Origin of the sequence: Aquidulcibacter sp. (genome assembly GCF_049239865.1) — a bacterium.
Taxonomy (GTDB): domain Bacteria; phylum Pseudomonadota; class Alphaproteobacteria; order Caulobacterales; family Aquidulcibacteraceae; genus Aquidulcibacter.
In genome coordinates this window covers 89,430-115,738 of the sequence record NZ_JBMLTR010000133.1, presented here as the reverse complement: position 1 = coordinate 115,738, position 26,309 = coordinate 89,430, and the positions used below count along the sequence as shown (strand labels likewise).

Below are 26,309 nucleotides of genomic sequence, written 5' to 3'. Positions count from 1 at the left end.
AGATCAATACGATCGCGCGATGGGACCCTCAAGGGCCCTTTTTTGTGCGCTGCGCGAGTGGATGGTTACGCGTCACCAACTCAGTCAAGCGCGCATCGGCCACATGGGTGTAAATCTGGGTGGTGGCGATATCGGCGTGGCCCAACATGACCTGAACCGATCGCAAATCCGCGCCGCCCTCCACCAAATGGGTTGCAAAGGCATGACGTAGGACGTGCGGGCTCATTTTCTTTGGGTCTAGGCCTGCTTGGATCGCGAGGCCATCTAACAAGCGGGCAAATTCACGACGACCAAAATGGCCGGCCTTGCCCTTAGCTGGAAACAGAAATTTGTCAGCTTCAGCTTTTTGGGCGCCTTCAGGCAAACTATGGCCACGAACCGCCAGCCAAGTATCAAGTGCTTGGCGTGCGTGGGAGCCTAGAGGAACAAGGCGTTCTTTGCCGCCTTTGCCTTTGACCCGCATCGCGGCAATTTCTGGCTTGGGCACCGCACGCATGGGCAAGCCAACCAACTCGCTCACCCGCAAACCACAGCCATATACGAGTTCGATCAAACATGCTGCGCGCTGCGCCTTCCAGCCCTTTAGCGCGGTCGCGGCAGCAAGTAGTGCATCGATGTCGGCCACTTCTGCTGTTTTAGGCAAATTGCGCGCTTGTTTCGGGCCGTCCCAACGCCTTGTTGGGTCGTCGGAGCGCCAACCTTCGCTGACCGCGAATTGATAGAATTGGCGCAACGCGGCTCGGCGTCTGGCGATCGTGGTGCTGCTGAGGCCCCGAACACTCAAATCCTGGGCAAAGGCCTCGACATCGACATGGTCGGCCACAAGGGCTTCCACCCCTCGGGTGACCAGAAATTCGTCAAAGTCAGTTAAGTCGCGCCGATAGGCGTCCAATGTATTGCGAGCTGCACCGCGCTCTACCCCAATCATCTCTAGGAAAGCTTCAATCAGCGCGATCACTTGGGTGGTGTCCAACTGGGCTTGGATGGGGCTTTGGTTTTGGCCTTCGGTGAAGGTGGCGTCGGTTTAGTTGGGAGAAGTGTTGGTGCCGGCTTTGCTTGATTGGGTTGCGTGGTGGCAGCAGGTGCCGCCGCTCTGGCTTGAGTTGGTGCTGACGTGTTTGTCCGCAAGCCTGTTGAAGCGGAGGCTGGTGCAGGACTTGGCTTGGCAGTCGCAGGTTGGGTAGCAGGGGTTGCGGCGGCTGCAGCACGTGTTGGGATGACCATATCCAAAGCCAACAAATAATCGCGTGCCAGATCGACAGCCTGTGCTGTTAAGCCTACACGACGCAAAGCACGAACCGCGATGGCGACAGTCTCTGCATCGGCGCTTGCGGGTTCTTGGCCTTGTAAAGCAAGACCCACGAGCAGGGCTACTTCGCCCTTAGATCCCCGTTCTGCTGCTAAAACTAGGGCCGTCCGCACGCCCGCTTGCCCGCCCTTCATATCTGGTAGGCCGGGCTGAACTAAAGCGGCAAGCCCACCAAGTGTTGGCATGCCAGCAGACCACGTGATCAAAGCATCGCGAATGGCTTGGCGTTGGGCATTGGGGTTGGTGGCGGCCTCAATATGGCGCTGAATGGGCCGATCACCCGCCACAGGGTCCAGCAAAGCCAAGACCAGCCTTTGCCGAGGCGAAAGTGGGGTAGGACTGCGGATTTCGAGAGCCTGTGCAAGGCGCACATCTCCGGTCCAAAGGGCGGCCTCGGCGAGGGTTTGCATCGCTAGTGGCGGTATTTGGTCAGGCGCGGTTTGAAAAAGTTCCCTTAGGTCATGCACCAGCAAGCGGGCTTCTAGGGCTCGGCTTTGCGCATTTGCCGCTTGGCTAAATGTCTTGGCCCAGGTTTCGGCAATCGGTGGAGGAGGCGGTGGTTGGGGCAAGGGAGGGGCTAATGTTGCGCCCTGTGGAACTATGGTTGCATCTGCGGCTGGCGACGCGGGCTCTACTGCTGCTGGGATCGGCATCCGCAACAGCGCTTCCTGTGCCGGCGACGCTACCCCTGTCTGAGCTGCGCGCCGAAGCAATAAGGTGGCCTCTTCTGTCGGCACGCGCGTCGCGAAATCAGGCCAAATCAGAATCGAGGAAAGTGCTGCTGGATCACCGTTGTTCGCCAGCCCTTTGGGGAATCGCAATTGCGCCTTCATGCTCAGTGCCAGCGCGCGCCCGCTGTCCGCCCGAAACGGCGGCGGGTTAGTAACGGGGCCAGAGACAGCGGCAACCGCGCGGCCAAGCCACGTATCAGTCTGGCCTTTGCTTCTGGCTAGGTCGACCGAAAGATTTGCAGCGCCGGCTTCGCCATTCAGCGCATAACAGGTGGCCCGCGTCTCCAGCCAACTCGGGCTGGCACTGGTACTATTGGCTTCGTCTAAGCCGGGTGACGCGACCCACCCGCAAGCCTCATCGGTTCGGCCAGCACGAAAAGCGGCATCGATCGCGAGATTCACTAAGGCTGGGTCGGCGGTCAATCGCGGAACGGTCAGAAACAGGCGCGTTGCCGCTTCTGATGGGCCTAAGCGATTGGCAGCCAGAAACCGTGCTCGCGCTAACTCAATGTCGCCTACAGGGGCTGAGCCGCCTGAAAACACAGCCTGGCGGACCAAACGCTGCAGGCTCGGAAACCTTAGGTCAGGGCCGATCCGATCAAAGGCTAGTGCTAAAGTACCCGGGTCAGCACCTTGCCAGAGGTCACTATCTAGCCGCTCAAGACCGAGTGGCAAGGCTGCAGCGCCCCACGGGCCAACTTCCTGAAGGGGTGTTGATTCAATGGTACGAATAGATTGTGCCAGAGCAGGCGGGGCGGCCATCGAGCAGAATAAGGCGCTGGTCAGGAGAAGGTTGCGTATCATCATGCCTGTCATAATCCATTTTGCGGCAAAACAGTGGCCTTGCGCTTCACGCAGGCGCGATTGCGTCAACTACGCGACAAGCGCACAATTAATCCCTATGTTCGCTTATCGTTCTTATCTTAGCGAATCAACGCCATGTCCAGTGAGCCCAATTCTCCCCAGCCAGCCTTGACGATTTCTCAACGTGCGATGGCGCGTGCGCCAGGCACTGCGGTTGGGCCTGCAGGCGGGCTTGATCACCCGTGGATGGTGGGCCTCAACGAGCAACAACGCGAAGCCGTCGAGGCGCTGGATGGCCCTGTTTTGGTGTTATCTGGTGCCGGGACCGGAAAAACTAAGGTGTTAACGTCACGCTTGGCACAATTGTTGGTGACGGGTCGAGCGAAGCCTTGGGAAATCTTGTCGGTGACCTTCACCAATAAAGCGGCGCGCGAAATGCGCGATCGGACCCAGCTTCTCATTGGGCCGGCGGCTGAGGGCTTACGTTGGCTCGGCACCTTCCATTCGACGAGTGCGATGATCTTGCGCCGTCATGCTGAATTAGTCGGCCTCAAGCCCAGCTTCACGGTTCTCGATACCGATGATCAAATCCGCTTGATGAAGCAGGTGATTGAGGCAGAAAACATCGACCAAAAGCGCTGGACGCCGCGCTTCCTCGCAAGCTTAATTGATGGCTGGAAGAACCGTGCGTTGACACCCGAAAAAGTGCCAGCCGACGAGTCGTTCCTGTTTGCCAATGGTAAGGGGGCGAAGCTCTATGCGCTGTACCAATCCCGCCTCAAAGTGCTCAATTGCGTCGATTTCGGTGATCTCTTGCTAGAGACGATCAGTCTTTTCTTGAAAGAGCCCGACCTGCTGGCGGAATATCACGACCGTTTCAAATATATTCTTGTCGACGAGTATCAGGATACCAATGTCGCTCAATATTTGTGGTTGCGCCTCTTGGCACGCAAGCGCAAGAATATCTGCGTTGTCGGGGACGATGATCAGTCGATTTACGGCTGGCGTGGAGCGGAAGTCGACAATATTTTGCGATTTGAGCAGGACTTTCCGGGCGCAAAGATTGTTCGGTTGGAACGCAATTATCGCTCAACGCCTCATATTTTGGCCGCGGCCAGCCATCTGATTGCCAGCAACAAAAATCGCCTCGGCAAAACCCTATGGACGGATATTCCAGAGGGTGACCGCGTGCTTGTGCGTGGTATTTGGGATGGCGAGGCAGAAGCGCGCTTGATCGCTGACGATATTGAGCAGTGGCGCCGCACGGGCCGCCGTTATGATGAAGGCGCTGTTTTGGTGCGTGCGTCTTGGCAGATGCGCGCCTTTGAAGAGCGCTTCTTGATGTTGCAGATCCCCTATAAAGTCATTGGCGGGCCGCGCTTTTTTGAACGGGCAGAAATTCGCGATGCACATGCTTATTTGCGCCTGATCCGGTCTCTGGATGATGATTTAGCGTTTGAGCGGATCGTCAATGTCCCCAAGCGTGGGATTGGCGATACGAGTGTGCAGCGCTTGGGCACTGCTGCCCGTCTGGCTGGCGTTCCGTTGTTCACGATGGCGAGCCAATTATTGGGCAGCGATGAGTTGAAGGGTCCGGCACGCACGGGTCTGACGCGCTTCATCCATCAGCTAGAGCATTGGCGCAAAAAGGCACTGGAACTGCCGCACACGGAATTGGCAGAGCTTATTCTGGATGAAAGCGGCTATACTGACATGCTGAAGGCCGACAAAAGCCCTCAGTCGGTTTCCAAGCTCGACAATTTGAAGGAATTGGTCCGCTCAATGGGCCAGTTCGATACGCTGGCGGCCTATCTGGAACACATCGAATTGGTGATGGACCTCGACCGCACTGAAGAGGGTGATGCGGTACAAATTTTGACGCTACATGCAGCAAAAGGCCTTGAATGGCCTTTGGTTTTCCTGCCCGGATGGGAGGAAGAAGTGTTTCCGTCGAGACGTGCTTTGGATGAAAAAGGTGACAAAGCCTTAGAGGAAGAGCGTCGCCTTGCTTATGTCGGCATCACGCGTGCACGCGAAAGTGCGCGCATCAGCTTTGCCGCTAATCGCCAGATTTATGGCAGATGGAACAGCGTCCTGCCCAGCCGATTTGTCGATGAGCTCCCTGATGGCCATGTCGATGCAGTATCAGACACGGGCTATTTCAATCAAGGTACTGGTGGTGCAGCAGAGCGGTTCGCCGCCTATGGCCCACTATCAACGCAACCTGGCGATGGCTTTGGCACAGGCTATGAAAGCCCGGGCTGGAAGCGCGCACAGGCTGCAGCGGCATTAAGCAAGCTGACGCCTAGCATGGCAAAAGGGTTTGGTGGGCCCATCATTGATGGCGAAGCTAAGCTTCTGGCGCGCACCGGGGCCAAGGATGCCACCTATGCCGTCGGCCAACGCATTTTCCACGATAAATTTGGCTATGGCGCAGTACGCCATGTTGAAGGGTCTAAATTGACCATTCAGTTTGAAAAATCTGGCGAAAAGAAAGTGCTCGACAGTTTTGTACGCCCTGCTTGAACCGAGCTTAGGGCGTGTTCCGATCAATTGGAATCGATTGATCGGTAAAGTACGCTCTAAATCAACCGCTTACTGGCGGAACAAGCTCAGGATGCTTTGTGGGGCTTGGTTTGCAATCGATAGAGCTTGTGTGCCCAATTGTTGCTTTACCTGAGCCGCTTGCAAGCGTGCCGATTCCACCGCGAGGTCAGCGTCAACCAGATTACCAATCCCGCCCTTGATGCTATCTTGCAGCTTGCCGACGAAAATCTCATGATTTTCAATCCGCTTGGCAGAAGCCCCAAGACGCGCCAACTCCGAGTTCACATATTCCAGTGAAGCCGCGATTCTGTCACGAACGGTTGCGGCATTGGCTGCCGTATCGAGAACGTCGGTTGTACCCAAATAGACATCCGCAGCAGGTGAAGCCACTGCGGTGCCCGCACCAGCGGCCAATCGCAAGTCGATGATCGGCAAGGTCACCGTCAAGCTGCCGGTAGAATTTGCCAAGAAGGTGAAGTTCGTGGCTGCACCATCAATCGCATTGCCCCCGTCAAATACTGCGTTGGCGATGACCGAGGCGACTTGGTCGCGAAGCGCGATGAATTCGGCATTATAGGCTGCTCGAGATGTGGTGCTCGCCGAGGCATCGGAAGCTGCAACCGCCTTCTCGCGCATTTGCGAGAAAATGTCGGAAATCTGCTCGCCAGCTGCCAATGCCACGTCGGCGATTGACTTGGCCCGGTTCAAGCTGTTGCGAACCGCGTCATAGGCAGAAAGTTCAGACCGCTGCTGCTGGGCGATGTTGTAGATCGCACCATTGTCCTTCGCGACGGCGACTTTCAAGCCGGTGTTGATCCGGCTTTGGATGCCGTCCATTTCGCGATTGGTCTTGTTCAGGTTCTGGAGAGCCGTCATGGCTCCCATATTTGTATGCACACTACCTGACATGGTTCGCTCTTTCTTTTTTAATCACCCGGCCAGTCTCGACAAACTTTGCAGTGAGACGACCCAATTTAACTTGCAGAAGTTGTGGCGAAAACATGGTGAATATTTCGTAAATTACCCACTGGTCCAAGAAGTTTTTGGTCCAAATTGTTTCCGCCTAAACTTGATCCCTTAGTTACGGAACAGCGACAGGATGCTCTGCGGTGCCTGGTTGGCGATCGAGAGAGCCTGTGTGCCCAATTGTTGTTTGACTTGCAGCGACTGCAAGCGCGCGCTTTCGCTGGCGAGGTCTGCGTCAACCAGATTGCCGATGCCGCCGGTGATGGCGTCCTGCAATTTAGAGACAAAGACCGCATGATTATCGACCCGCTTCGCCGACGCGCCGAGGCGGGCTAATTCCGAGTTGATGAAGTTCAGCGAAGCGACAACTTGGTCGCGTGAGGTGACGGCCAGTGCCGCTGTGCTGAGATCCGAAGTTGCGCCTAAGTAAACGTCTGCAGCAGGCGATGCTGGCGTTGTCCCTGCACCCGTGCCTAAGGCCAAATCCAGCGTTGGCAAAGTAATGGTCTGGGTGCCCGTTGTGTTGGCGAGAAAGGTTAGGGTTGCGCCACCGCCCAAGATGTTCGCGCCATCGAAGACGGCGTTGGCAATAACGGACGGAACTTGGTCGCGCAGGGCCTTGAATTCGGAGTCATAAGCCGCGCGGCTGGTTGCTGAGATCGAGGTATCGGATGCCGCAACAGCTTTTTCGCGCATCTGAGTAAAGATGTCTGAGAGTGCCTCACCAGCTGCAAGCGCTACGTCAGCAATTGATTTTGCTCGGTTCAAACCGTCCGCGACAGCATTATAGGCAGAATTTTCAGAGCGCTGTTGCTGGGCGATGTTGTAGATCGCGCCGTTGTCTTGCGCTTTAGCAACTTTCAAACCGGTATTGATCCGGCTTTGGGTAACACTCAGTTCACGTGAGGTCGCATTCAAATTTTGAAGCGCGACCATCGCTCCCATATTTGTGTGGACGCTATTTGCCATCTTCTAAAGTCCTTCCAGCCATTCAGGCGGAACCCTCGATACTTTGAGGGTCAGTCCGCAAACTCTGGCAGGGGCTCCGCAAATGACATGCCAGCGGCGTTAATCATATAATCAATTGTATTTTAACTATATTTTTAAGAGGGCGGAAAAGGCGATTGATAGGAAACATGGTAAACACTGCCGGGTCATTACGGTTAACAGGCAAAATTTGCCGCTCTGGCGGATCAATCGCACAATTGCCCGCTGTCTTTCGTTGCAGTGCCATGAAACGCGCGCTAGAGCGCCTATGACAAGCAAGGATCTAGTCCGAGGGGAAACAGATATGGCTCGTAAGAAGATTGCGCTCATCGGTGCAGGCATGATTGGTGGCACATTGGCCCATATCGCGGCGCGCGAAGAGTTGGGCGACATTATTTTGTTCGATATCGCGGAAGGTGTGCCACAAGGCAAGGCGTTGGATATTGATGAAGCAAGCCCCGTGTTTGGTTCTGACATCGATATCAAAGGTGCCAATGATTATGCTGCGATTGCGGGCGCAGATGTGTGCATCGTCACCGCTGGCGTGCCCCGTAAGCCAGGCATGAGCCGCGATGATTTGATCGGCATCAACCTCAAAGTGATGAAGGCTGTCGGCGAAGGGATTAAGACCTACGCACCAAACGCTTTCGTCATCTGCATCACCAACCCACTGGACGCTATGGTATGGGCTCTACGCGAATTCTCTGGCCTGCCGCATCATATGGTCTGCGGGATGGCAGGCGTACTCGATAGCGCCCGTTTCCGCTGGTTCTTGGCCGAACACTTCAAAGTCGCCGTCGAAGACATCCACGCTTGGACCTTGGGCGGTCATGGCGACGACATGGTGCCAATGGTGCGCTACTCCACCGTGGGCGGGCTGCCGCTGCCTGTCTTGGTAGAGCAAGGTAAGATTAGCCAAGAGCAACTCGACGCCATCGTAAAACGTACCCGTGGTGGTGGCGGCGAAATCGTGGCCCTCTTGAAAACCGGCTCTGCTTATTATGCGCCAGCCGAAAGTGCCATCGCGATGGCGGCTTCCTACCTCAAAGACAAGAAGCGCGTTTTGGCTTGCGCCTGCCATTTGACTGGCCAATATGGCATCAGCGACATGTATGTCGGTGTACCTGCTGTGATTGGTGCTGGCGGCATCGAGAACATCATTGAGTTCCCGATGGATGCGGCTGAAAAAGATATGTGGGCGAAGTCTGTTGCGGCCGTGAACGGCCTCTTGGCGGCGTGTAAAGAGATCGAGCCCTCGCTGGCTTAATCGTGGCGATCGGTCCTACCCTTACCACGGCGAGATTGGTCCTGCGTCCACCGACGCAGGACGATTTCCCAGCCTTCGCAGCCATGATGGCGAACGCCGATCATGTGAAATTCATCGGCGGCGCTTTGCCCGAAGCCATGGCGTGGCGACAATTGGCAGCCATCACGGGTGCTTGGTCGTTGCGTGGCTTTTCGATGTTTTCTGTGATCGAGAGGGAGACGGGTCGCTGGGTTGGACGCATCGGTCCATGGATGCCGCAAGGCTGGCCCGGCACGGAAGTGGGTTGGGGTTTAGCGCCTGCAGCCATGGGCAAAGGCTATGGGGTTGAGGCTGCCACCGCCTGCATGGATTGGGTTGTCGATCATTTAGGCTGGACCGACATCATCCACATCATCGATCCAGCCAATACGCCATCCGAGCAATTGGCTGCGCGTTTGGGCTCTACCAATTTGGGCCCAACCCGAATGCCAGAGCCTATGCATGAATTACAGGTCAATGCTTGGGGCCAGAGCGCGCAACAATGGCGCGCGCGACGGGCTGTTTAGCGCTCGCCTGCCAACAACTTTCCGATAATTGTATCTGCGACGAGGCGACCTTGGGCCGTCAATCCCAGATGGGTTAAGCTTTGCCACATCAGGCCTTGGCGCACGCGCGCTTGAATTTGATCCTCGGGTAGCGGTTTACCGGGCGCATTATGGACGACCACGCCGTCTTGCAGGCGCAACCCCATCAGCCAGAATTCGTCGCGTACGGCGTCGGGTGCCAGAACTTCATCTTCCATAATGCCATGGCCGTTTTTTGAAACACCTTCACAATAGGCTTGAGGGCGGATGTGGGCTTTAGTCGCACGTCGGTCGGTGCCCCAACCCAATCGGCCATGAGCCCCAGGGCCGAGGCCGATCCAATCCTGCGACGTCCAATAAAGCACATTGTGCCGCGACCGACTAGCCGCACCTTTCGCGTGGTTAGAGACCTCATAAGCATCAAAGCCTGCTTGCTCGAGGATGGTTTGGGTTAAAGTATAGAAGTCAGCGGCTTGATCATTATCGGGTAGACGCAGAGCACCGCGTGCTGCGGCGCGCGCGAAGGCTGTCCCATCCTCAATCGTCAATTGATAGGGCGACACATGATCTGGCGACAGCGTCAGGGCGAGGTCTAATTCCCGCTGCCATGCTTCGATAGTTTGATCCTGGCGGGTGTGGATCAGATCGATTGAGAGGCGTGGAAAGACCGTCCGGGCCAGACGTGCGGCAGTCAAGCCTTCTTGGGCACTGTGAAACCGACCGAGGGCTTTTAGGCTCTTATCATCTAGGGCCTGCAGGCCGAGCGATAGCCGTTCTACCCCGGCGTGACGAAGGTCTTGGAACTGGGCAGCTTCCGCGTCGGTGGGGTTAGCCTCAAGGCTGACTTCAAAGTCATCCGCAAAGCCCCAGAGGTTGTCCGCATGTTCAATGATGCGCCTGACTTGGTTCGGTGCCATCAGGCTGGGGGTGCCACCTCCGAAGAACAGACTGGCCAGCGGGCGCTTACCCGTCTGGTCGCGCCAATAAGTCATGTCTGCCAGAATGGCGCTGACCAAGGGCTCGGTGTCCTGCCCGCGCGCTTTATAGACGTTGAAGTCGCAATAGGGGCAGATTGCCGCGCAATAGGGCCAATGGACATAGAGCCCTAATTGCCGCTCGATCATGATAGGACTGCGGCGACAAATTTCGCGAAGGCATCGGCCCGATGGCTCATCGCATGCTTCACGGCGGGATCTAATTCGCCAAAGGTCTCTGAATGGCCGGTGGCGACAAAAATCGGATCATAACCAAACCCATTGTTGCCGCGCGGCGTGGCAACCACTTCACCGACGACTTCACCCTCAAAAGCTTGTTCGCGGCCATCTGGATAGACCAGCGCTAAAGCACAGACAAAGCGGGCCGAGCGATCTGTTGCCCCCTTGGCTTGCAACTGGTGCTCAATCTCGGCCATGGCGGCATAGAAGTCGCGGTCGGGTCCGGCCCAGCGCGCTGAATAGATACCTGGTGCGCGATCAAGTGCCATCACCTCCAACCCCGAATCGTCTGCCAAGGCTGGCAGGCCGGTCGCGAGGCACGAGGCGCGAGCTTTCAACAGTGCATTGCCGATAAAGGTAACCTCGGTCTCCTCTGGTTCAGGTACACCAAGATCACCTGCACTAACGACTTCAATGTCAAAGGGGGTAACGAGGGCAGCGATTTCTTTTAGTTTGCCCTTGTTGTGGCTAGCGATCACGAGTTTTTCAAAAGGCTTACTGGTTTTTAACATGGTTTATCTTTCGCATATCGTGAGGCTTTGTTAGACCTCTCCGACAAAGCCTGACTAAAGCTGTGCTGAAAAGCGCGACTACCTACGTTTGACCAAGGCGACCCTCGCCCCTGAAGGAGCTCAGAATGATTTCGACCCGTGCCATCGTCCTTGCCCTAACGCTTTCTGTCTCGCCTATGGCGATGGCGATTGCAACGGCCCAAACTGCCGCAACTACGCCTGCAACTGCTGCGGTGGAGACCCGGACCGTTGGGCAACTGGTCATGCAGAATGTGCCGGTCACACCGGAAGCCATTCGAGAGCGTTTGATCCAATACACGAATACGCGCGCTGCCTCTTTCCAGGACTTCTTGCCCGATGGCGGGATTCTGATTTCCACCCGCTTTGGCGATGTGCCGCAAATCCATGAAGTCAAAATGCCCATGGGTGCCCGCAGTCAATTGACCTATTATGCGGAGCCTGTTGGCGGCGCGGCGGTGCGCCCAAACTCTGGTGGCAGCTTCGTCTTTGGTAAAGACAAGGGTGGGGATGAATTCACCCAAGCCTATTTGTTTGATCGTGCCACCGGCCTTGCAAAAGCTTTCACCGAAGCAGGCACGCAAAATGCTGGCGTTCGCTTTACCAAGGATGGCAAGCTGGCGGCTTGGACCGTTACCCGCAATGGCACAGCGGTACGCGACATTGTCATCGCCAATCCAGAACAACCTGACAGCCGCCGTTTGGTCTATCGGGCCGAAGGCGGGTTTGGGATTGCTGACCTGTCTGATGATGGCAAAACCATCCTGTTGGGGCAGGGCATCTCGGTCAATTATTCGAAGCGCTGGACCTTGGATGTTGCGACTGGGACCTTGACACCCATCACCCCGGATTTGAAAGTTGCCTATGATGGCGGGACGTTCGCGGCAGATGGCAAGTCGATTTACATCCTGACCGACGAAGGCTCTGAATTCTCCTATCTCGTTCAGTTGGACTTGGCGACCGGCACGCGGACCCGCGTGTCACCTGCAATGGGTTGGGATGTTGAAGGCTTTGACCTGTCCCCTGATGGCAAGACTTTGGCCTATACGGTCAATGAGAACGGGCTTTCGAGACTCTATCTGCAAAGCACGACCAAAGGGGCAAAAGCAGAGTTGGTCGCTTTGCCGGTTGGCACGGTCGGCGGTGTTGATTGGGACCCAGCTTCCAAGCGCCTAGGCATGACGCTCTCGACCGCCAAAGCGCCGGGCGATGCCTATACTTATGACGTAGCTACCAAAAAGCTGACCCGTTGGACCATGAGTGAGATTGGCGGTCTAAACTCAGCCAATTTTGTGGAGCCAAGCTTCTTCAACTATCCAACCTTTGATAAAGTAGACGGCAAGCCTCGCACTATTCCTGCGTTTATCTACAAGCCCAAGAACGCAAGCGCGTCTAACCAAGCCCCGGTGATTATCAATATCCATGGTGGTCCTGAGGGGCAGTCTCGCCCTGGCTTCTCCTCAACCGTGCAATATTGGGTGAATGAATTGGGCGCTGCGGTAATCTTCCCGAACGTGCGTGGCTCAACCGGCTATGGCAAAACCTATGTCGACCTCGACAATGGCTTTAAGCGTGAAGACTCTGTCAAAGATATTGGTGCCCTTCTGGATTGGATCGCGACCCAGCCAGATCTGAACCAGCGTAAGGTGGTCGTCTATGGTGGCTCCTATGGCGGCTATATGGTGTTGGCCAGCATGACCAATTTCAATGATCGTTTGGCCGGTGGCGTCGACATAGTTGGGATTTCCCACTTCGCGACCTTCTTGCAAAACACCAATGGCTACCGTCGTGATTTGCGCCGCGTGGAATATGGCGACGAGCGCGATCCAGCCATGCGTGCCTTCCACGAACAGATCGCGCCTTTGAACAATGCGCACAAGATCACCAAGCCATTGTTTGTGATCCAGGGCGCGAACGATCCACGCGTGCCGATTTCAGAGGCCGATCAGATCGTGGCCAAAGTCCGCAATAATGGTGGCCAAGTCTGGTATATGGTCGCCAAGGACGAAGGTCATGGCTTTGCCAAAAAGGGCAATCGTGACGCCCAACGCGAAGCTGAGACCCTGTTCTTCCAGCAGGTCTTTGGCACCAAGTAAGTTGGCTTAGGCTGTGCTGTTAGGTGGTAAACACGCGTGACAGCACAGCCTGACGGTCTAAGCCCCAGGCATTGGTGAGGCCTTGGGCAAAAAGTTGGCGTACGTCATTGGCTGGGACCAAATCGCGGTCTTCATAGAGGCGGCTCAATCCCGGCCAATCGCCTAGCATCTTTCCGCCTTTGACCGCGCCGCCCAACAAGAAGGAAACCGCGCCTGTGCCGTGATCGGTACCGCCTGTGCCATTGATCCGCACAGTACGACCAAATTCCGTGGCGATCACAACCGTCGTGTTCGCCCAGACTGGGCCAAGACCCTCCCGCAAGGCTTTGACGGCAGTGTCTAATGCGTCCAAACGGTTAGCCAATTGACCTTGCGCCCCACCTTGGTTGGCATGGGTGTCCCAGCCTTCAAACGACAGGACAGCACCAGTGGGACCGCCGGGGGCAGCCAGAATGCGTGCTGCCGCACTTGCCAAGGGCGCAAAGACCCCTTGGCGACCACGGCCTGCATTGCCGCTCAACATGGTTCCGCCGTCAGCAATCTTGTCGGTCTCGATCGCCATCGCTAGGGCATTGGATAGCATGGCATCGCCCGCATAAAGGTCAGATAGACGCGCCAAGGTGTCGCCATCGCTTTCTGGGGCTAGGGGCGGTGCCCAGGATGTGGCCCTTGCGGGGCCGCGTAAGACCAGAGGAATTGTTCTCCCAATGGCAACGCCTTCTTGACTTGGTCCATTAGGCAGCATGGCTAACGCACGGTTCAGCCAGCCAGAGCGTGCACTTGTTAATTGTGCGGTCCCAGCTTCGAGCAGATCTTGTGCGTCAAAATGCGAGCGCTCGCGGTAGGGGCTGGCTGCTGCATGCATGAAAGACATCTGACCTTTTTGCCAGAGGCCGTGCATCTCCTTCAGAGCCGGATGTAGGCCAAAACCGTCCACGAGCGGCAAGGTTCCATTGGGCCCACCCGGCCCGTCTAAGGCTATGGCACCACGGAAGCTTCGATAATTTGGATCGCCATAGGGGACGACAGCTGTGAGCCCGTCCATCGCGCCACGCAGAATAATGAAAACGAATTTGCCTGATGTTGTCGCGGCTTGAGCAAAGCTAGCCGTTCCGCCCAGCATGGCGAGGGATAGGCCGGAGAGGCCTGCGGTAAGGAGGGTGCGGCGGTTGGTCATCTGCGTTGAAACTCCGGACTCATAAGGGCGAGCACTATGCCTTGGCGCGCTGTCTGAGCCCGCGAAATGGCAGTTCTGGTTTTATCTGTTAGGGCGGGGCCCAATGCTGATTCTGCAAAGGCGATAGGCTGGAAGGTTTCGCCGATTACATCCGCTGCAAGGTTGGCCCAGTCAATCCGCTTCAGGATGGCGTCGGGAGCTGCCCATTCGCTCGCCACATCGGGCCAACCTTTCGGGCTGGGTGCGCGCCACGGCGTTTGTCCCAATTGTTCAAAAGTTGCCCGCAAGGCTTGGGTCGACGTCGTCTTTGCCCCGCTCGCGCGCATGGTCGAGATCAAAAAGTCATTCGGTGTTTTAAACTTTCGGGTCTCTGGCGCCCATGCCTCGGGGCTTTGGATCAGAGTCTTGGCCAATTGGGAGAGATCGCCGCTACTTTGCCGGAACGAAGTTTCCAAGCGCGCCACCAGTGCAGGCGGGGGATCATCGGCCACAAAATGCTGGGCGACTTTAAAGGCGATCCGCTTTGCCACCGATGGCTGGCGTGCCAGGTGCGCCAAAATGTCTAGGGCTTGCCGCTCCCCTGCCGCGGGAAAGTTTTTGCCAAGGATGGAGCGCGCGCCCGGCTCATGCAATTCGGACACGAAGATTGTGGTGCCAACCCTAGAGCCTTGTGCCAAGCGACGAAGGCGCGGCCCAGCGACTGTCCAGCCTGTCAGCGCGCGGGCAAATTCTGTGACATCTGTTTGGCTATAGCCGCCATCAGCGCCCAAAGTGTGCAGCTCCAGAATTTCACGTGCCAGATTTTCGTTGAGGCCTGCAGCGCGCCTGCGGCCTTGTTGGGTCTGTGCGGCTTGGGAATTGGGGCCTATTGATTGGGCTTGATCAAGGTAAATCAGCATCCCGACATGGGTGTCAGCTTTCACCAATAAGTCCTCAAACCGACCCCAGACATGGGGGCGGATGGCTTCTCGCTCAAAAGAGCCTGGAAACGGGGTGGTCTGAAGATTTCGCACGGCCATGGTAAAATGGTTCGACCAGAACTGCACCCAACGCTCGGCAAAAGGGGCCTGTGTTGTCACCGCATGCTGGATGCGGGCTTCAATCTCGCGGCCGGTGGTTTGGCCGACGAGATCGGCCAGACGCACGCGCTCTTCGGCATTCACTGCCGGATTGGGTGACGCTTCCGTGCGCCGTTGTGCGGCGCGAGCTTCTTGGTAGCTTTGCAATGCTTCAAAAGCTTGCGCACTCGATAGGAGGCCATCCGATCGCATGTTGGTGGATTGGCTTTGCCCAACTTGGCTTAATAGCCAAGCCTTTGGGTCGCGCGCAATTTGGGCGAGTTCGCCGGGCCTAGCCCCAAGGCCAAATCGATTGGCAGCGATGACAGCATTTAGGCTCATGATACTAGCGCCTCCTTGTAGGGTCTAACGCTACAAGGTGCCTGTTCCGTCGCATCAGGCGGCAAAAGGCCTAAGCTGTCGTTACGCGCTCTCCGAATAACGCTGAGCCGACGCGTACATGGGTCGCGCCAAAATTGATGGCCGTCTCAAAATCACCACTCATGCCCATCGAGAGAACTGACAAGCCGTGGCGCATGGCAAGCTTGGCCAAAAGGGCAAAGTGCATCGCCGGTTCTTCATCCTCTGGCGGAATACACATCAGGCCTTGGATCAGTAGTCCGTGCTTGGCGCACAGGTCTAGCAGGGTTGGAAGGTCAGCCGGTGCGACCCCCGCCTTTTGCTCCTCTTCCCCGGTATTCACTTGGACGAGCAGCTTTGGCAATTTGTGACCGGCTTGAGCAAGCTTTGCCAGTGTTTCAACCAACTTCGGCCGGTCTACGGTTTCAATCACATCGAACAGAGCCACCGCATCTTCGGCCTTATTGCTCTGCAAAGGGCCAATCAAATGGAGCGTTAAGTTGGGGTAGGCTTTCCTGCGGTCTGCCCAACGACTTTGAGCTTCTTGTACCCGGTTCTCGCCAAAGACGCGGAGACCTGCTGCCAAAGCCGCTTCGATTCGGTCCGCAGGTTGGACTTTTGAGACGGCAACAAGGGTGACGTCATCGGCTGGGCTGCCTATTGCTTGTGAGGCCTGCTTGATCCGGTCGGTGATTTCGGCGATGCGTTGGTTTATGTCCATGCCAAGGCTTCTAGCCGCCCTGCGTTCATTCCGAAAGCCATTGCAGTCAGGCTATCCCCGCCTTGTGGTCCTGACCGATGCCGCACGTGGCTATGATTTGGCGCGGCAGGCAGTGAATTGTCCCAAGAAAGCCATTCTGATTGAGCGCACTTTTGGCGAGAAACTGACGCCCTGCTTAGGCGGGAAGGGCCGTGGGCCGATTCGTTTGGCGACTGTTCTGCCGCATCAGGCCAGAGCGGGTGGTTTAGACGGCATGCATTGGCCCGAGAATCGGCTGCGGCTGCGACTTCGGAGCAAAGTTGGCGGCTTAATCGAGACCGCCTCTGCCCATCGGGGTCTCACAATTGGGAAGGCGCAGAGGCTGGGTATCCGGGCGATTCTGATTTCGGTGGCCTTTCCGAGCCAGAGTCCGAGCGCAAATAGGCCCGGGGCCGGCCGCTTTAAAGGCACGATTCGCTTGGCGCTTTTGCAGCGCGCATTTCCAACGTGCAATCTCTACGCGCTTGGCGGAATCCAAACCACGACGACTCGCCAGCTCGCGCAAAGCGGACTTTACGGTGTTGCATTGATCAGTGGAACCAAAAGCTGATTTCAGTTTCTCAGGACCAAGCCGAGCTTCAAAAACAAGCTTAGAACTTGAAGGCTGATTCGACTTTAACGCCTGGCTCACGACGTTGCGACCGCTCGCGGCTTTGCGACACACCTAATTGCTCGTTCGGCACAACGACTTCGCCACCAACGCGGAATTTTGGGGAAACCTGATAGAAGGCCCCTGCCAATGTGCGACCCGAATTTTGGCCATTGCGCGGCGTCAAAGCGGTTGTCGGGTCTTGTTGCACGCCAAAAGTCATGCCCCAACGGCTGCGAGGATCAACCTTTACAGCAGCTTTCAGTTCGCCACGAGGCACCCAAGCATTGGCACCGTCACGCACTTCCGAGCCAAAGGTGAAACGCTCATACCAAGGGGCTTGTGCCGTTTGGCTGCTGGTGGTCGGCGGATTCACGCCCTTTTGTTCACGCGCAACAGCTTGACCACCACTCATCACCATGAGTGCTGCCAAACTTCCTGCCATGATCAAACGGCTTCCGAACACGCCTAATTTCCCTTTTAGACCATCTAGTGAACGAAGATGGCTGCAATTCTTTACTATTTCCTTGCGTGCTTAAGAGCAATCCTAAATTGTTGTGAACTTCTGCATTCAAGCGATTTTGCTGACCATCGCAACATTATAGTGATGAATCTGCAACGCGTAGGTCGGACTTTATTGAAAAACCAACAGTACCGCCCACATTGGATCGCACCTTTGACTCTAGCGCAAGAACAGCTTCATGCTATAGACCCTTGGCTTTCCGTCCGGGGCGGGCGGGGGAGCTAGTCTGGAGCATGCCAATGCGCGTTGTCGCGCCTACACTCATCGTCGCACTCATGGTCGCAACCGGTTTGGGTGGCTGCGCCACCCGCGCCAAGACGACTTCGACTGATCAAGCCGCTGCTGCCGCTGCTGCACCACAGGCCAAAAAGGCACGTACGGGCCTGTTTTCGGGCCGCTCCGCCAAGGGCACAGGTGAAGCAGGCATTGGTGTGAATGCCTTCTTGTGGCGGGCAACGCTCGATACACTGAACTTCATGCCGCTGCTGGATTCCGATCCGTTCGGCGGAACTTATGTGACCGATTGGCACTCTGTCGCTGAAAAGCCGGACGAGCGCTTTAAGGTGCAAGTCTATATTCTCGATACGCGTCTGCGTGCAGATGGCCTTTCGGTGCAGGTTTTCCGTCAGGCAAAAGATGTAACTGGCGCTTGGGTTGACGCCACCGTTGACCCTGACACAGCGATCCAGATCGAGAACGCAATTTTGACTCGTGCGCGCCAACTACGGATTGCCCAACTCGAAACGCGTTAAGCCGGCCAATTACATTTGCTGAAGCGACTGAACGTGGCCTAGCCCTGCATCAGAGCGGGCATAACTGCCTGTGTCTTCTTGGCAGCACGCCTGTTTTTAGGGCAAAGGCATAAGGCTAATTTGGCTGGTCGGCACGAGGCCGTTCACCTATTCTTTTTGGTCAGAGGCAATAAGGGTCTTTCATGGCTGCACGCTACAATCATCGCGAAACCGAACCGCGCCAACGCGCGCGCTGGGACGCCGCCAAATTGTTCGAGGCTGGCCCGCCCGATCCCTCGCGCGCCAAATGCTACGTCTTGGAAATGTTCCCTTATCCATCCGGTCGCATTCACATCGGGCATGTGCGTAACTATGCCATGGGGGACGTGATTGCGCGGCGCAGGCGGGCCGCTGGCGATCAAGTATTGCATCCTATGGGCTGGGACGCGTTCGGTTTGCCTGCTGAGAACGCTGCGCGTGAACGCGGAGCCCATCCAGGTACTTGGACACGCCAGAATATCGACGCGATGCGCGCCCAGCTCCAGCAATTGGGCTTTGCCATTGATTGGTCGCGCGAGTTCGCGACCTGCGAACCTTCTTATTACCGCCATCAACAGAAAATGTTCTTGGACTTCCTCGACGCTGGCCTTGTCTACCGGAAGAAGAGCAAGGTGAATTGGGACCCTGTTGAGAATACAGTTCTGGCCAATGAGCAGGTCGTGGATGGTCGCGGTTGGCGCTCTGGCGCGCTGGTTGAGCAGCGCTATCTGGAACAATGGATGTTCCAAATTACCCGTTATGGCGAGGAATTGATCACCGCATTGGAAGGCTTGACTGGCTGGCCGGAAAAAGTGCGCATCATGCAAAACAATTGGATTGGTAGGTCCGAAGGTCTGCGCTTCCGTTTCCAACTTGATTCGGCCACGCCCTCGCCTGTGGGAGAGGGATTGGAAGTTTATACAACGCGGCCAGATACTCTGTTCGGCGCTTCCTTTGCCGGAATCTCTGTCGACCATCCGATTGCACTGGCGTTGGCCAAGACCAATCCGGAATTGGCAGAATTTTGCGAATCCTGCCGCCGCGCTGGCACATCAGAAGAGGCGATCGAAACCCAAGAAAAACGTGGGTTCGATACCGGTCTGCGGGTCGTCCACCCTTTCAATCCAAGCATGAGCTTGCCGGTCTGGATCGCGAACTTCGTGTTGATGGACTATGGCACTGGCGCGATCTTTGCCTGCCCAGCCCATGACCAGCGCGACTATGAATTCGCGACAAAATACAATTTGCCAATCAAGCCGGTGATCTTGCCCGAAGGCGCGGAACCCGGCGCGGTAACATTGGTGGATGGTCCCTATTTGGGCCAAGGCAGCGTGTTTAACTCAGATTTCTTGAACGGGATGTCTAGCGACGATGCTAAATCCGCCGCCATGGACAAGATGGAAGCTTTGGGCGCAGGTCAGCGCACAGTGAACTTCCGTCTGCGCGACTGGGGTGTGTCGCGTCAGCGCTATTGGGGCTGCCCGATTCCCATCATTCATTGCAAAACTTGCGGCCCAGTCGGTGTGCCGGAAGACCAATTGCCGGTCACCTTGCCCGACGATGTAACCTTCGACAGACCGGGTAACCCGCTCGACCATCACCCAAGCTGGAAGCATGTGGATTGCCCTAAGTGCGGGTCGCCAGCCCTGCGCGAGACAGATACGCTCGACACTTTTGTTGACTCGTCCTGGTATTGGGCCCGCTTCTGCGGCCAGCCAGAGGACCGCCCAACAGACTTAGACGCAGTCGCCCATTGGTTGCCCGTCGATCATTATATTGGCGGGGTGGAGCACGCGGTTTTGCACCTGCTCTATTCGCGCTTCTTTGCCCGCGCCATGAAGGCGGTTGGCCATCAGCCAACTTCTGAACCCTTCAGCCGCCTATTCACCCAAGGCATGGTGACGCACGCGACTTATAAGTCGCAAGATGGTCAGTGGTTGACGCCAGACCAAGTCGAAATCACGGGCAACAGTGCGATAGAAATTGCGACTGGTAAGCCTGCGGTTATCGGCCCGATTGAGAAGATGTCGAAGTCAAAGCGCAACACGGTAGATCCAGAGGACATTATCGACACCTATGGTGCCGATGTTGCGCGCCTGTTTGTCTTGTCTGACTCTCCGCCCGAGCGGGACGTGGAATGGTCTGAGTCTGGTGTAGAGGGTTCTTGGCGCTTTGTTCAGAAAATCTGGGCAGCCTTTGACGCCTTGCCAGAAGGGGCACCTGGCCCACTCCAGGTCGCGACGGGCGTCAGCGGTGCTGCACTTGACCTGCGGCGTGCCGGCCACAAGGCGATTGCCGCCATTAGCTTGGCGATTGATTCCTATCGATTCAACAGCGCGATTGCCCAATTCCATGAATTGGTTGGTCATCTGCGTCGCGCAGAGAGCGACGAAAGTGCCGACATGTTGGCGGCGCGGGTCGAAGTCTTGGGCATTCTCGCCCGTGTGCTCCAGCCCTTCACGCCGCATCTGGCTGAGGAAGCGTGGACGCGGATGGGGGGTGATGGCTTTGTCTCAACGGCACCCTGGCCAGAAGCTGATCAGAGCCTGTTGGCGGAAGCCACCATTATGTTGCCGGTACAGGTAGACGGCAAGAAGCGTGGCGAATTAAATGTCGCAAAGGGCACCTCCAAGGAAGAGCTGGAGGCCTTGGCTCTGGCGTTGCCTGAAGCCGCACATTTTCTTGCAGGTCGAACTGTGGCTAAACTGATTGTGGTTCCAGACCGGATCATCAATATCGTGACCCGTGAAGCATAGGATGGGCAATGCCTTGGCAAAGTTTGGCACAACTGCTTGGATGGTAGCGCTGACTGTCGCTTTGGCAGGCTGCGGCTTCCAGCCCGTCTATAGCACACAAGGCTCTGGCATTGGGCCGGTGACGGTTGCGGCCATTGATGGCCGCACAGGTTATTACCTACGCCAAGAATTGGATCGCCGCGCCGTCTTGGAAAAAGGCACCGGCAGTCCCCGTGTTTTGACTGTGAAGTTTGAGCGTGTCTTCACGCCAGCTGCACAGGGCACCGATGGCATTTCTACCCGTAATGAACTGACCGTAACGGCGACATACGTATTGGCCGCGGCCCCTCCATTGCCTGCGGTGCGTGGCAGCGTCGCGACGAACGTGGCTTATGAAAGTCTCGATCAAGCCTATGGCGATGTAGCGCTTCAAGCGGATGCAGAAGAGCGTGTCGCGGGTCAAATCGCAGAGCGTTTGTGGTTGGACCTCCAGCGGCAAGTTCGGGCAGCACGATGAAACTGACGGGTCTTGCGGCTACGAAAGCTGCGCAAAAGGACCTTTCGCCGCGTTTTGTGATCCTGTCTGGCCCCGATTCTGGGCAATTACGCCGGCTAGCTGAGGCAATCGCCAGCCGTCACCAAAGTCAAAATCCGGATTTAGAGTTTAAGCGGTTTTCCGAAGATGACTTAAAGGCCAATCCTGGTGGCGTCGAAGAAGCTATCAGCAGTGCATCTCTCTTTGGCGGGGCGGCGATTGCCCATGTGCGGGTAGGCGGGGAAAAAGACGCCTCGTTGCTTGCGGGCTTGTTAGAGCGGGCGGAAAAAGGTGGCATTCAGCCCGAAGGCGTGTTGATCTTAGATGTTGGCGATATTGGCCGCAGCTCAAAAACCCGCAAAGCCTTTGAAGACTCTGGTCACGCTTGGTCGCTGCAGCTCTATGAAGCCACGCGAGATGAATTGTTGGGCGTTGCTCGGGCCGAGGCCAAGGCCGCCGGGGCTAGTATAGAGCCTGACGCTTTGTCAGCCATCCTAGAAGCTGTCGCTCAAGATACCGACTCTGTGGCAGCAGAAGTACAAAAGCTTGCTGTATATGCAGGCCCTGAAGGCGTTATCGATCTGGCTGGCGTTGAGGCGGTTGGCTCGGGCGGGCGTGAGGCAGGTTTAGATGAAGCCATTGATGCCGCCTTCTCTGGCCACCCAACCTTAATGGTCCAGCGCCTTGAGCAAGCGTTTGGTGGTGGCGCCAATCCGGTTGCGATTCTCAACGGAACAGGTCGGCGTGTCCGCTTGTTGCTGCAAGTCCGAGCAGGCGTTGAGGGTGGTGGCAATGCGGCCGACATCCTGAAGCACCCTAAAATGGGCGTATTCTGGAAACGCCAAGCGGAAGTTGCTCGTCAAGTCGGTCTGTGGAGCCGCAGTGCATTGGAAGATGTTTTGACTGCAACGCTTGAGGCTGATGGCCAAGTCAAGCGGGCAGGATCCCCTGACACCGCTTTGGTCGAACAACTGCTCATCCGCATCGCACGGCGTGCTGAGCGAATGTCCAAGAGATAAACTTAGTCGTTCTTGCCAGCGCGCTGGTCGCGCCAAGCAGCAATCCGAAGGCGAAGCGCGTTAAGCTTGATAAAGCCTTCCGCATCCTTCTGATTATAGCCACCCGCCGCATCAAAGCTGATGAGTTCTTTGTTGTAGAGCGAGAGCGGGCTGGAACGGCCTTGGACATAGACGCCACCCTTGTAAACCTTTAAAGTGACTTCGCCGGAGACATCTTCTTGGCTGGCATCGATGGCTGCCTGCAGCATTTTGCGTTCTGGCGTGAACCACATGCCGTTATAGATGAGCGTGGCATAACGCGGCATCAATTCGTCTTTGAGATGCATAGCCCCACGGTCGAGCGTGATGCTCTCCATTGCACGGTGGGCTTGCCACAAAATTGTGCCGCCTGGGGTCTCGTAATAGCCGCGCGACTTCATGCCGACAAAGCGGTTCTCCACCAGATCCAAGCCGCCCACGCCATTTTCGGCGCCAATGCGGTTGAGTTCGCTCAAGAGTGCTGCGGGACCATAGGCTTTGCCATTGATCGAGATTGGGTCGCCGCGCTCAAAGCCAATCGTAATCAAGGTCGCTTTGTCCGGCGCTTCTTCAGGCGTGATGGTGCGACGGTCAGACCGTTTGGATACTAGATCGGGCACAGGCTCATTAGGGTCTTCCAGCACGAGGCCTTCAGAGGACGTGTGCAGCAAATTCGCGTCGATGGAGAAGGGCGCATCTTGCTCTTTCCCGGTCGCAATCTCAATCCCGTGCTTCTTAGCGTAAGCGATCAGGTCCGGGCGGCCTTGGAAGCTCCACTCCCGCCACGGTGCGATCACGGTCACGTCCGGCTTCAAGGCATAGTAGGACACTTCAAACCGCACTTGGTCATTGCCTTTGCCGGTCGCGCCATGACAGACGGCATCAGCCCCCACAAGGTTGGCGATTTCGATCTGACGCTTCGCGATCAAAGGACGGGCAATTGAGGTGCCTAACAGATAGACCCCCTCATACAGCGCATTGGCGCGGAACATCGGGAACACATAATCGCGGACGAATTCGTCACGCAGGTCGTCGATGAAAATATTCTCAGGTTTCACCCCGGCGGCCAGAGCTTTAGCGCGGGCTGGGCCCAATTCCTCACCCTGACCTAGATCGGCCGTAAAGGTCACCACTTCGCAGCCATAGGTCTCTTGCAACCATTTCAGAATGATCGAGGTGTCGAGGCCACCAGAGTATGCGAGAACGACTTTGTTGACTTTGCGTTGGGTGGTCATGGGGCTTGGGTTCCAAGGCTGAAGAGCGTGGGTGTCGTGCTAGGCAATCCAAGCCTGTAGATCAAGCGGTCGCCACTCTTTATTTCTCAGCGCTGCTTGTTTTTGTTGAGCCATTTGATCGCAAAGGCGAGGTGGACTAAATGCGCCAGTACAAAGGTAAAGGCCATAAAGACTCTGGCGGTGCCCAACGAAACGGCCTCTTTGGTCAATTGTCCGGTGGGAACGCGATGGGCCAAGAAGGTTAAGAGTAGTCCAAAACCTGCGGCAAGGGCTGGAGCAAACAATAGCGCGAACCTTCTCGGTGCAGTCCAAGTCGGCTGACCATTCTGGTCAAATTGCATCGGGATTCGCGCCCCTGCATCAACTTTTGTCGCAACAGAGGCTGAAATCAACGCCATAAGGATGAGGCCTGCAACAAAGCACAAATCCCCAGTCCACAGCAAAAAATGAGAAAAATCGAGCGGATTCACGCCGCAGACTAGAGCACCATATCGCCGCCTTGAATAGGCCCTTAACAGCAGGCGTTGCGTTACACCACGACCTGCGTGCCCAACTCTACCACACGGCCAGACGGTATGTGGAAGAAGTCTGTCGCATTGGTCGCGTTCTTAGACAGGAAAATATACAAATGATCCTGCCACAGAGGCATGCCGGACGTGCTGGACGCCACGATGGTGCGATGGCCTAAGAAGAAGCTCGTCGACATGATGTCAAATTTTAGGCCCTGCTTCCGGCACATGGTGAGTGCTTTAGGAATATTGGGGCTTTCCATGAAGCCATAATTGACGATGACGATGCGGACATCGGGGATGATCTCCTCAATCTCGATCCGGTCAGCATCCGCCACACGCGGAGTTTCGGCAGTACGGACGCTTAGGATCGCAATTTTCTCATGCAGAACCTTGTTGTGCTTAAGGTTATGCATCAGCGCCACCGGAGCGAGATCAGGGTCGCTTGTCAAGAAAATGGCCGTTCCGGCGACGCGATGTGGCGGGTGGGCCATGAGGGTCTTCAATAGGTCGCGCAGAGGAATTGAATCGCGCCTTGTCTTCTCTGAAAGGATTTGACTGCCCTCTTGCCAACTCCACATTATCACGACGATGGCAGCCCCCAATACCAGTGGGAACCAAGCGCCATGCGGGATTTTTAGGACTTGCGAGCCCAAAAACACGATGTCCAAGGCAGCAATGGGGACCAACAACAGGGCAGCTTGGAACCCACTCCACTTCCACAAACGTGTGACCACTGGCACCGCCAGCAGCGTGTCCATGAACATGGCCCCAGTAATTGCTATCCCGTAAGCGGAAGTCAAATTGCCGGAGGATTTGAACGAGAACAGAAGGACCAAGACGCCAATCAACAAGAAGGTATTGACCTGAGGCACATAGATTTGGCCGGCCTGGGTTTCGCTGGTACGACGGATCTGCATACGCGGTAGAAGGCCTAATTGCACCGCTTGCTGAGTCATCGAGAAAGCACCGGTTATCACCGCTTGGCTGGCGATTACGGCGGCCATAGTCGCCAAGATCATCACAGGCCAAAACGCGGCTTCCGGCACCATCATCCAGAAAGGATCGGCCTTTGCCGCCGGATTGGCCAGCACGAACGCCCCTTGACCCAGATAATTCAGCGCTAAGGATGGGAAGACCAGGACAAACCAAGCTGCACGGATCGGGTTTTTCCCGAAGTGACCCATGTCGGCATAGAGCGCTTCAGCACCGGTAACAGCGAGGAAGATTGAGCCCAAAATAACCAAAGCAACCAGACCGTTTTCCATCAAAAAGCGGATTGCATAGATGGGGTTAAAGGCCAGCCAAACGCGCGGGTCGTCAGCGATATGATAAACCCCCAGACCGGCCAGTGTTAGGAACCATAAAGCGGTTATCGGGCCAAACAATGCCGCGATTTTATGGGTGCCCTTGGATTGCACCAGAAACAAACCAACCAAGATCGCGGCAGAAATCGGCAAAATGTACGGCGTAAACAGATTGCCGACACCAGGAGCAATTTTCAGGCCTTCGATGGCACCCAGAACCGAGATGGCAGGCGTGATAATGCCATCGCCATAAAAGAACGCTGCACCCATGACGCCGCAGAAGAATACCCAAGGTGATTTCCTGCCCATCGCACGCTGTGCAAGTGCCATGAGAGCCAAGGTGCCGCCTTCGCCCTTGTTGTCGGCCCGCATCAAGAACACGACATATTTCAAGGTCACGATTAGGAACAATGCCCACAGCACAAGGGAGACTACCCCCAGAACGGCTACTTCTAGATTGCCAGAGCCCTTCGCGTGCGCCAGTGCTTCGCGCATCGCATAGAAAGGGCTGGTTCCAATGTCGCCAAAAACGACGCCGACTGAGCCCAGCGCGAGCATGAAAAATCCACGGGCGGAATGACTCCCGTGTCCATGGCCGCCACCTTGGGCACCGCTGGCTGGATCACGAAAGCCCTTAGAGGCTTCTTGGTCCGCTGACATATTTGAAGGCGATGCCATCTTGGCTCCCCGAACACAGTGA

Annotated in this window: 22 protein-coding genes; 9 read left to right on the top strand and 13 right to left on the bottom strand. The window is 56.3% G+C overall.

The window, feature by feature from the left end; all coding sequences use genetic code 11:
* Nucleotides 1-28 precede the first annotated feature (28 nt).
* Nucleotides 29-958, bottom strand: a complete 930-nt coding sequence (locus ACOVRA_RS09650; protein ID WP_421720103.1) for a tyrosine recombinase — start codon at nucleotides 956-958, stop codon at nucleotides 29-31.
* A complete protein-coding gene (locus ACOVRA_RS09645; RefSeq protein WP_421720102.1) occupies nucleotides 955-2,847 on the bottom strand; it encodes a hypothetical protein in 1,893 nt (630 codons plus the stop codon). The genes ACOVRA_RS09650 and ACOVRA_RS09645 overlap by 4 nt, the downstream gene beginning before the upstream one ends.
* A gap of 132 nt (nucleotides 2,848-2,979) precedes the next feature.
* Between ACOVRA_RS09645 and ACOVRA_RS09640 the strand changes: the two genes are divergently transcribed.
* Nucleotides 2,980-5,370: an ATP-dependent helicase gene (locus tag ACOVRA_RS09640; RefSeq protein WP_421720101.1), complete on the top strand. Its 2,391-nt coding sequence runs from the start codon at nucleotides 2,980-2,982 to the stop codon at nucleotides 5,368-5,370.
* Between the two features lie 69 nt (nucleotides 5,371-5,439).
* Here ACOVRA_RS09640 and ACOVRA_RS09635 read toward each other — a convergent pair whose 3' ends face one another.
* Entirely contained in the window at nucleotides 5,440-6,300 is an 861-nt protein-coding gene (locus ACOVRA_RS09635) for a flagellin (RefSeq protein ID WP_290802799.1), read from the bottom strand.
* Between the two features lie 168 nt (nucleotides 6,301-6,468).
* Nucleotides 6,469-7,326, bottom strand: coding sequence for a flagellin (locus tag ACOVRA_RS09630; protein WP_290802802.1), 858 nt, complete (start codon nucleotides 7,324-7,326; stop codon nucleotides 6,469-6,471).
* Between the two features lie 322 nt (nucleotides 7,327-7,648).
* On the opposite strand from ACOVRA_RS09630, the gene mdh reads away from it, so the two are divergent.
* Together mdh and ACOVRA_RS09620 are read left to right on the top strand one after the other, a co-directional pair.
* Nucleotides 7,649-8,611, top strand: a complete 963-nt coding sequence (gene mdh / locus ACOVRA_RS09625) for a malate dehydrogenase (RefSeq protein ID WP_290802804.1) — start codon at nucleotides 7,649-7,651, stop codon at nucleotides 8,609-8,611.
* Nucleotides 8,611-9,156 (top strand): GNAT family N-acetyltransferase, encoded by a 546-nt coding sequence (locus tag ACOVRA_RS09620; RefSeq protein ID WP_421720132.1) that lies wholly within the window; start codon nucleotides 8,611-8,613, stop codon nucleotides 9,154-9,156. Before mdh ends, ACOVRA_RS09620 begins: the two co-directional genes overlap by 1 nt.
* On the opposite strand, the gene hemW is transcribed toward ACOVRA_RS09620, so the two are convergent.
* Nucleotides 9,153-10,298: a radical SAM family heme chaperone HemW gene (hemW, locus tag ACOVRA_RS09615; RefSeq protein WP_421720100.1), complete on the bottom strand. Its 1,146-nt coding sequence runs from the start codon at nucleotides 10,296-10,298 to the stop codon at nucleotides 9,153-9,155. The two genes, ACOVRA_RS09620 and hemW, sit on opposite strands and share 4 nt — an antisense overlap.
* Nucleotides 10,295-10,900 carry an RdgB/HAM1 family non-canonical purine NTP pyrophosphatase gene (rdgB, locus tag ACOVRA_RS09610; RefSeq protein WP_421720099.1) on the bottom strand — a complete coding sequence of 202 codons (606 nt, stop codon included), beginning with the start codon at nucleotides 10,898-10,900 and terminating at the stop codon, nucleotides 10,295-10,297. Before rdgB ends, hemW begins: the two co-directional genes overlap by 4 nt.
* Nucleotides 10,901-11,025: 125 nt before the next feature.
* On the opposite strand from rdgB, the gene ACOVRA_RS09605 reads away from it, so the two are divergent.
* On the top strand, nucleotides 11,026-13,014 hold the full coding sequence (locus ACOVRA_RS09605; protein ID WP_421720098.1) for a S9 family peptidase: 1,989 nt from the start codon (nucleotides 11,026-11,028) through the stop codon (nucleotides 13,012-13,014).
* A 19-nt stretch (nucleotides 13,015-13,033) separates the two neighbouring features.
* Here ACOVRA_RS09605 and ACOVRA_RS09600 read toward each other — a convergent pair whose 3' ends face one another.
* From ACOVRA_RS09600 to ACOVRA_RS09590, 3 genes are all read right to left on the bottom strand, one after another.
* Entirely contained in the window at nucleotides 13,034-14,191 is a 1,158-nt protein-coding gene (locus tag ACOVRA_RS09600) for a DUF1501 domain-containing protein (protein WP_421720097.1), read from the bottom strand.
* Nucleotides 14,188-15,591 (bottom strand): DUF1800 domain-containing protein, encoded by a 1,404-nt coding sequence (locus ACOVRA_RS09595; protein WP_421720096.1) that lies wholly within the window; start codon nucleotides 15,589-15,591, stop codon nucleotides 14,188-14,190. The genes ACOVRA_RS09600 and ACOVRA_RS09595 overlap by 4 nt, the downstream gene beginning before the upstream one ends.
* A gap of 70 nt (nucleotides 15,592-15,661) precedes the next feature.
* Complete coding sequence (locus ACOVRA_RS09590; RefSeq protein ID WP_421720131.1) at nucleotides 15,662-16,324, bottom strand: YggS family pyridoxal phosphate-dependent enzyme; 663 nt, start codon at nucleotides 16,322-16,324, stop codon at nucleotides 15,662-15,664.
* Between the two features lie 4 nt (nucleotides 16,325-16,328).
* Between ACOVRA_RS09590 and ACOVRA_RS09585 the strand changes: the two genes are divergently transcribed.
* Nucleotides 16,329-16,919, top strand: coding sequence for a thiamine phosphate synthase (locus ACOVRA_RS09585; RefSeq protein ID WP_421720095.1), 591 nt, complete (start codon nucleotides 16,329-16,331; stop codon nucleotides 16,917-16,919).
* 40 nt (nucleotides 16,920-16,959) lie between these two features.
* On the opposite strand, the gene ACOVRA_RS09580 is transcribed toward ACOVRA_RS09585, so the two are convergent.
* Complete coding sequence (locus ACOVRA_RS09580) at nucleotides 16,960-17,424, bottom strand: NtrZ family periplasmic regulatory protein (RefSeq protein ID WP_421720094.1); 465 nt, start codon at nucleotides 17,422-17,424, stop codon at nucleotides 16,960-16,962.
* A gap of 296 nt (nucleotides 17,425-17,720) precedes the next feature.
* Between ACOVRA_RS09580 and ACOVRA_RS09575 the strand changes: the two genes are divergently transcribed.
* The 4 genes from ACOVRA_RS09575 to holA all read left to right on the top strand — a co-directional run bounded on the left by ACOVRA_RS09575 (nucleotide 17,721) and on the right by holA (nucleotide 22,540).
* Nucleotides 17,721-18,233: a DUF3576 domain-containing protein gene (locus tag ACOVRA_RS09575; RefSeq protein ID WP_290802825.1), complete on the top strand. Its 513-nt coding sequence runs from the start codon at nucleotides 17,721-17,723 to the stop codon at nucleotides 18,231-18,233.
* A 182-nt stretch (nucleotides 18,234-18,415) separates the two neighbouring features.
* Entirely contained in the window at nucleotides 18,416-21,007 is a 2,592-nt protein-coding gene (leuS, locus tag ACOVRA_RS09570) for a leucine--tRNA ligase (RefSeq protein ID WP_421720093.1), read from the top strand.
* 13 nt (nucleotides 21,008-21,020) lie between these two features.
* Nucleotides 21,021-21,503 carry a hypothetical protein gene (locus ACOVRA_RS09565; protein ID WP_290802829.1) on the top strand — a complete coding sequence of 161 codons (483 nt, stop codon included), beginning with the start codon at nucleotides 21,021-21,023 and terminating at the stop codon, nucleotides 21,501-21,503.
* Nucleotides 21,500-22,540 carry a DNA polymerase III subunit delta gene (holA, locus tag ACOVRA_RS09560; protein ID WP_421720092.1) on the top strand — a complete coding sequence of 347 codons (1,041 nt, stop codon included), beginning with the start codon at nucleotides 21,500-21,502 and terminating at the stop codon, nucleotides 22,538-22,540. The genes ACOVRA_RS09565 and holA overlap by 4 nt, the downstream gene beginning before the upstream one ends.
* A 2-nt stretch (nucleotides 22,541-22,542) precedes the next feature.
* On the opposite strand, the gene ACOVRA_RS09555 is transcribed toward holA, so the two are convergent.
* From ACOVRA_RS09555 to ACOVRA_RS09545, 3 genes are all read right to left on the bottom strand, one after another.
* The gene (locus tag ACOVRA_RS09555; RefSeq protein WP_290802836.1) at nucleotides 22,543-23,793 is read right to left on the bottom strand and encodes an argininosuccinate synthase; all 1,251 of its coding nucleotides are present in this window, start codon (nucleotides 23,791-23,793) and stop codon (nucleotides 22,543-22,545) included.
* Nucleotides 23,794-23,879: 86 nt separating this feature from the next.
* Nucleotides 23,880-24,191 carry a hypothetical protein gene (locus tag ACOVRA_RS09550; protein WP_290802839.1) on the bottom strand — a complete coding sequence of 104 codons (312 nt, stop codon included), beginning with the start codon at nucleotides 24,189-24,191 and terminating at the stop codon, nucleotides 23,880-23,882.
* A gap of 131 nt (nucleotides 24,192-24,322) precedes the next feature.
* The gene (locus ACOVRA_RS09545; RefSeq protein WP_421720091.1) at nucleotides 24,323-26,287 is read right to left on the bottom strand and encodes a potassium transporter Kup; all 1,965 of its coding nucleotides are present in this window, start codon (nucleotides 26,285-26,287) and stop codon (nucleotides 24,323-24,325) included.
* Nucleotides 26,288-26,309: the final 22 nt, after the last annotated feature.

Bases quoted from the DNA above. Each gene is read 5' to 3' on its own strand.
- ACOVRA_RS09575 (WP_290802825.1), top strand. From the start codon at position 17,721: ATGCGCGTTGTCGCGCCTACACTCATCGTCGCACTCATGGTCGCAACC.
- mdh (WP_290802804.1), top strand. From the start codon at position 7,649: ATGGCTCGTAAGAAGATTGCGCTCATCGGTGCAGGCATGATTGGTGGC.
- leuS (WP_421720093.1), top strand. From the start codon at position 18,416: ATGGCTGCACGCTACAATCATCGCGAAACCGAACCGCGCCAACGCGCG.
- ACOVRA_RS09545 (WP_421720091.1), bottom strand. From the start codon at position 26,287: ATGGCATCGCCTTCAAATATGTCAGCGGACCAAGAAGCCTCTAAGGGC.
- hemW (WP_421720100.1), bottom strand. From the start codon at position 10,298: ATGATCGAGCGGCAATTAGGGCTCTATGTCCATTGGCCCTATTGCGCG.
- ACOVRA_RS09605 (WP_421720098.1), top strand. From the start codon at position 11,026: ATGATTTCGACCCGTGCCATCGTCCTTGCCCTAACGCTTTCTGTCTCG.
- ACOVRA_RS09550 (WP_290802839.1), bottom strand. From the start codon at position 24,191: ATGGCGTTGATTTCAGCCTCTGTTGCGACAAAAGTTGATGCAGGGGCG.
- ACOVRA_RS09640 (WP_421720101.1), top strand. From the start codon at position 2,980: ATGTCCAGTGAGCCCAATTCTCCCCAGCCAGCCTTGACGATTTCTCAA.
- holA (WP_421720092.1), top strand. From the start codon at position 21,500: ATGAAACTGACGGGTCTTGCGGCTACGAAAGCTGCGCAAAAGGACCTT.
- ACOVRA_RS09630 (WP_290802802.1), bottom strand. From the start codon at position 7,326: ATGGCAAATAGCGTCCACACAAATATGGGAGCGATGGTCGCGCTTCAA.
- ACOVRA_RS09645 (WP_421720102.1), bottom strand. From the start codon at position 2,847: ATGATGATACGCAACCTTCTCCTGACCAGCGCCTTATTCTGCTCGATG.
- ACOVRA_RS09600 (WP_421720097.1), bottom strand. From the start codon at position 14,191: ATGACCAACCGCCGCACCCTCCTTACCGCAGGCCTCTCCGGCCTATCC.
- rdgB (WP_421720099.1), bottom strand. From the start codon at position 10,900: ATGTTAAAAACCAGTAAGCCTTTTGAAAAACTCGTGATCGCTAGCCAC.
- ACOVRA_RS09595 (WP_421720096.1), bottom strand. From the start codon at position 15,591: ATGAGCCTAAATGCTGTCATCGCTGCCAATCGATTTGGCCTTGGGGCT.
- ACOVRA_RS09585 (WP_421720095.1), top strand. From the start codon at position 16,329: ATGCCAAGGCTTCTAGCCGCCCTGCGTTCATTCCGAAAGCCATTGCAG.
- ACOVRA_RS09635 (WP_290802799.1), bottom strand. From the start codon at position 6,300: ATGTCAGGTAGTGTGCATACAAATATGGGAGCCATGACGGCTCTCCAG.
- ACOVRA_RS09555 (WP_290802836.1), bottom strand. From the start codon at position 23,793: ATGACCACCCAACGCAAAGTCAACAAAGTCGTTCTCGCATACTCTGGT.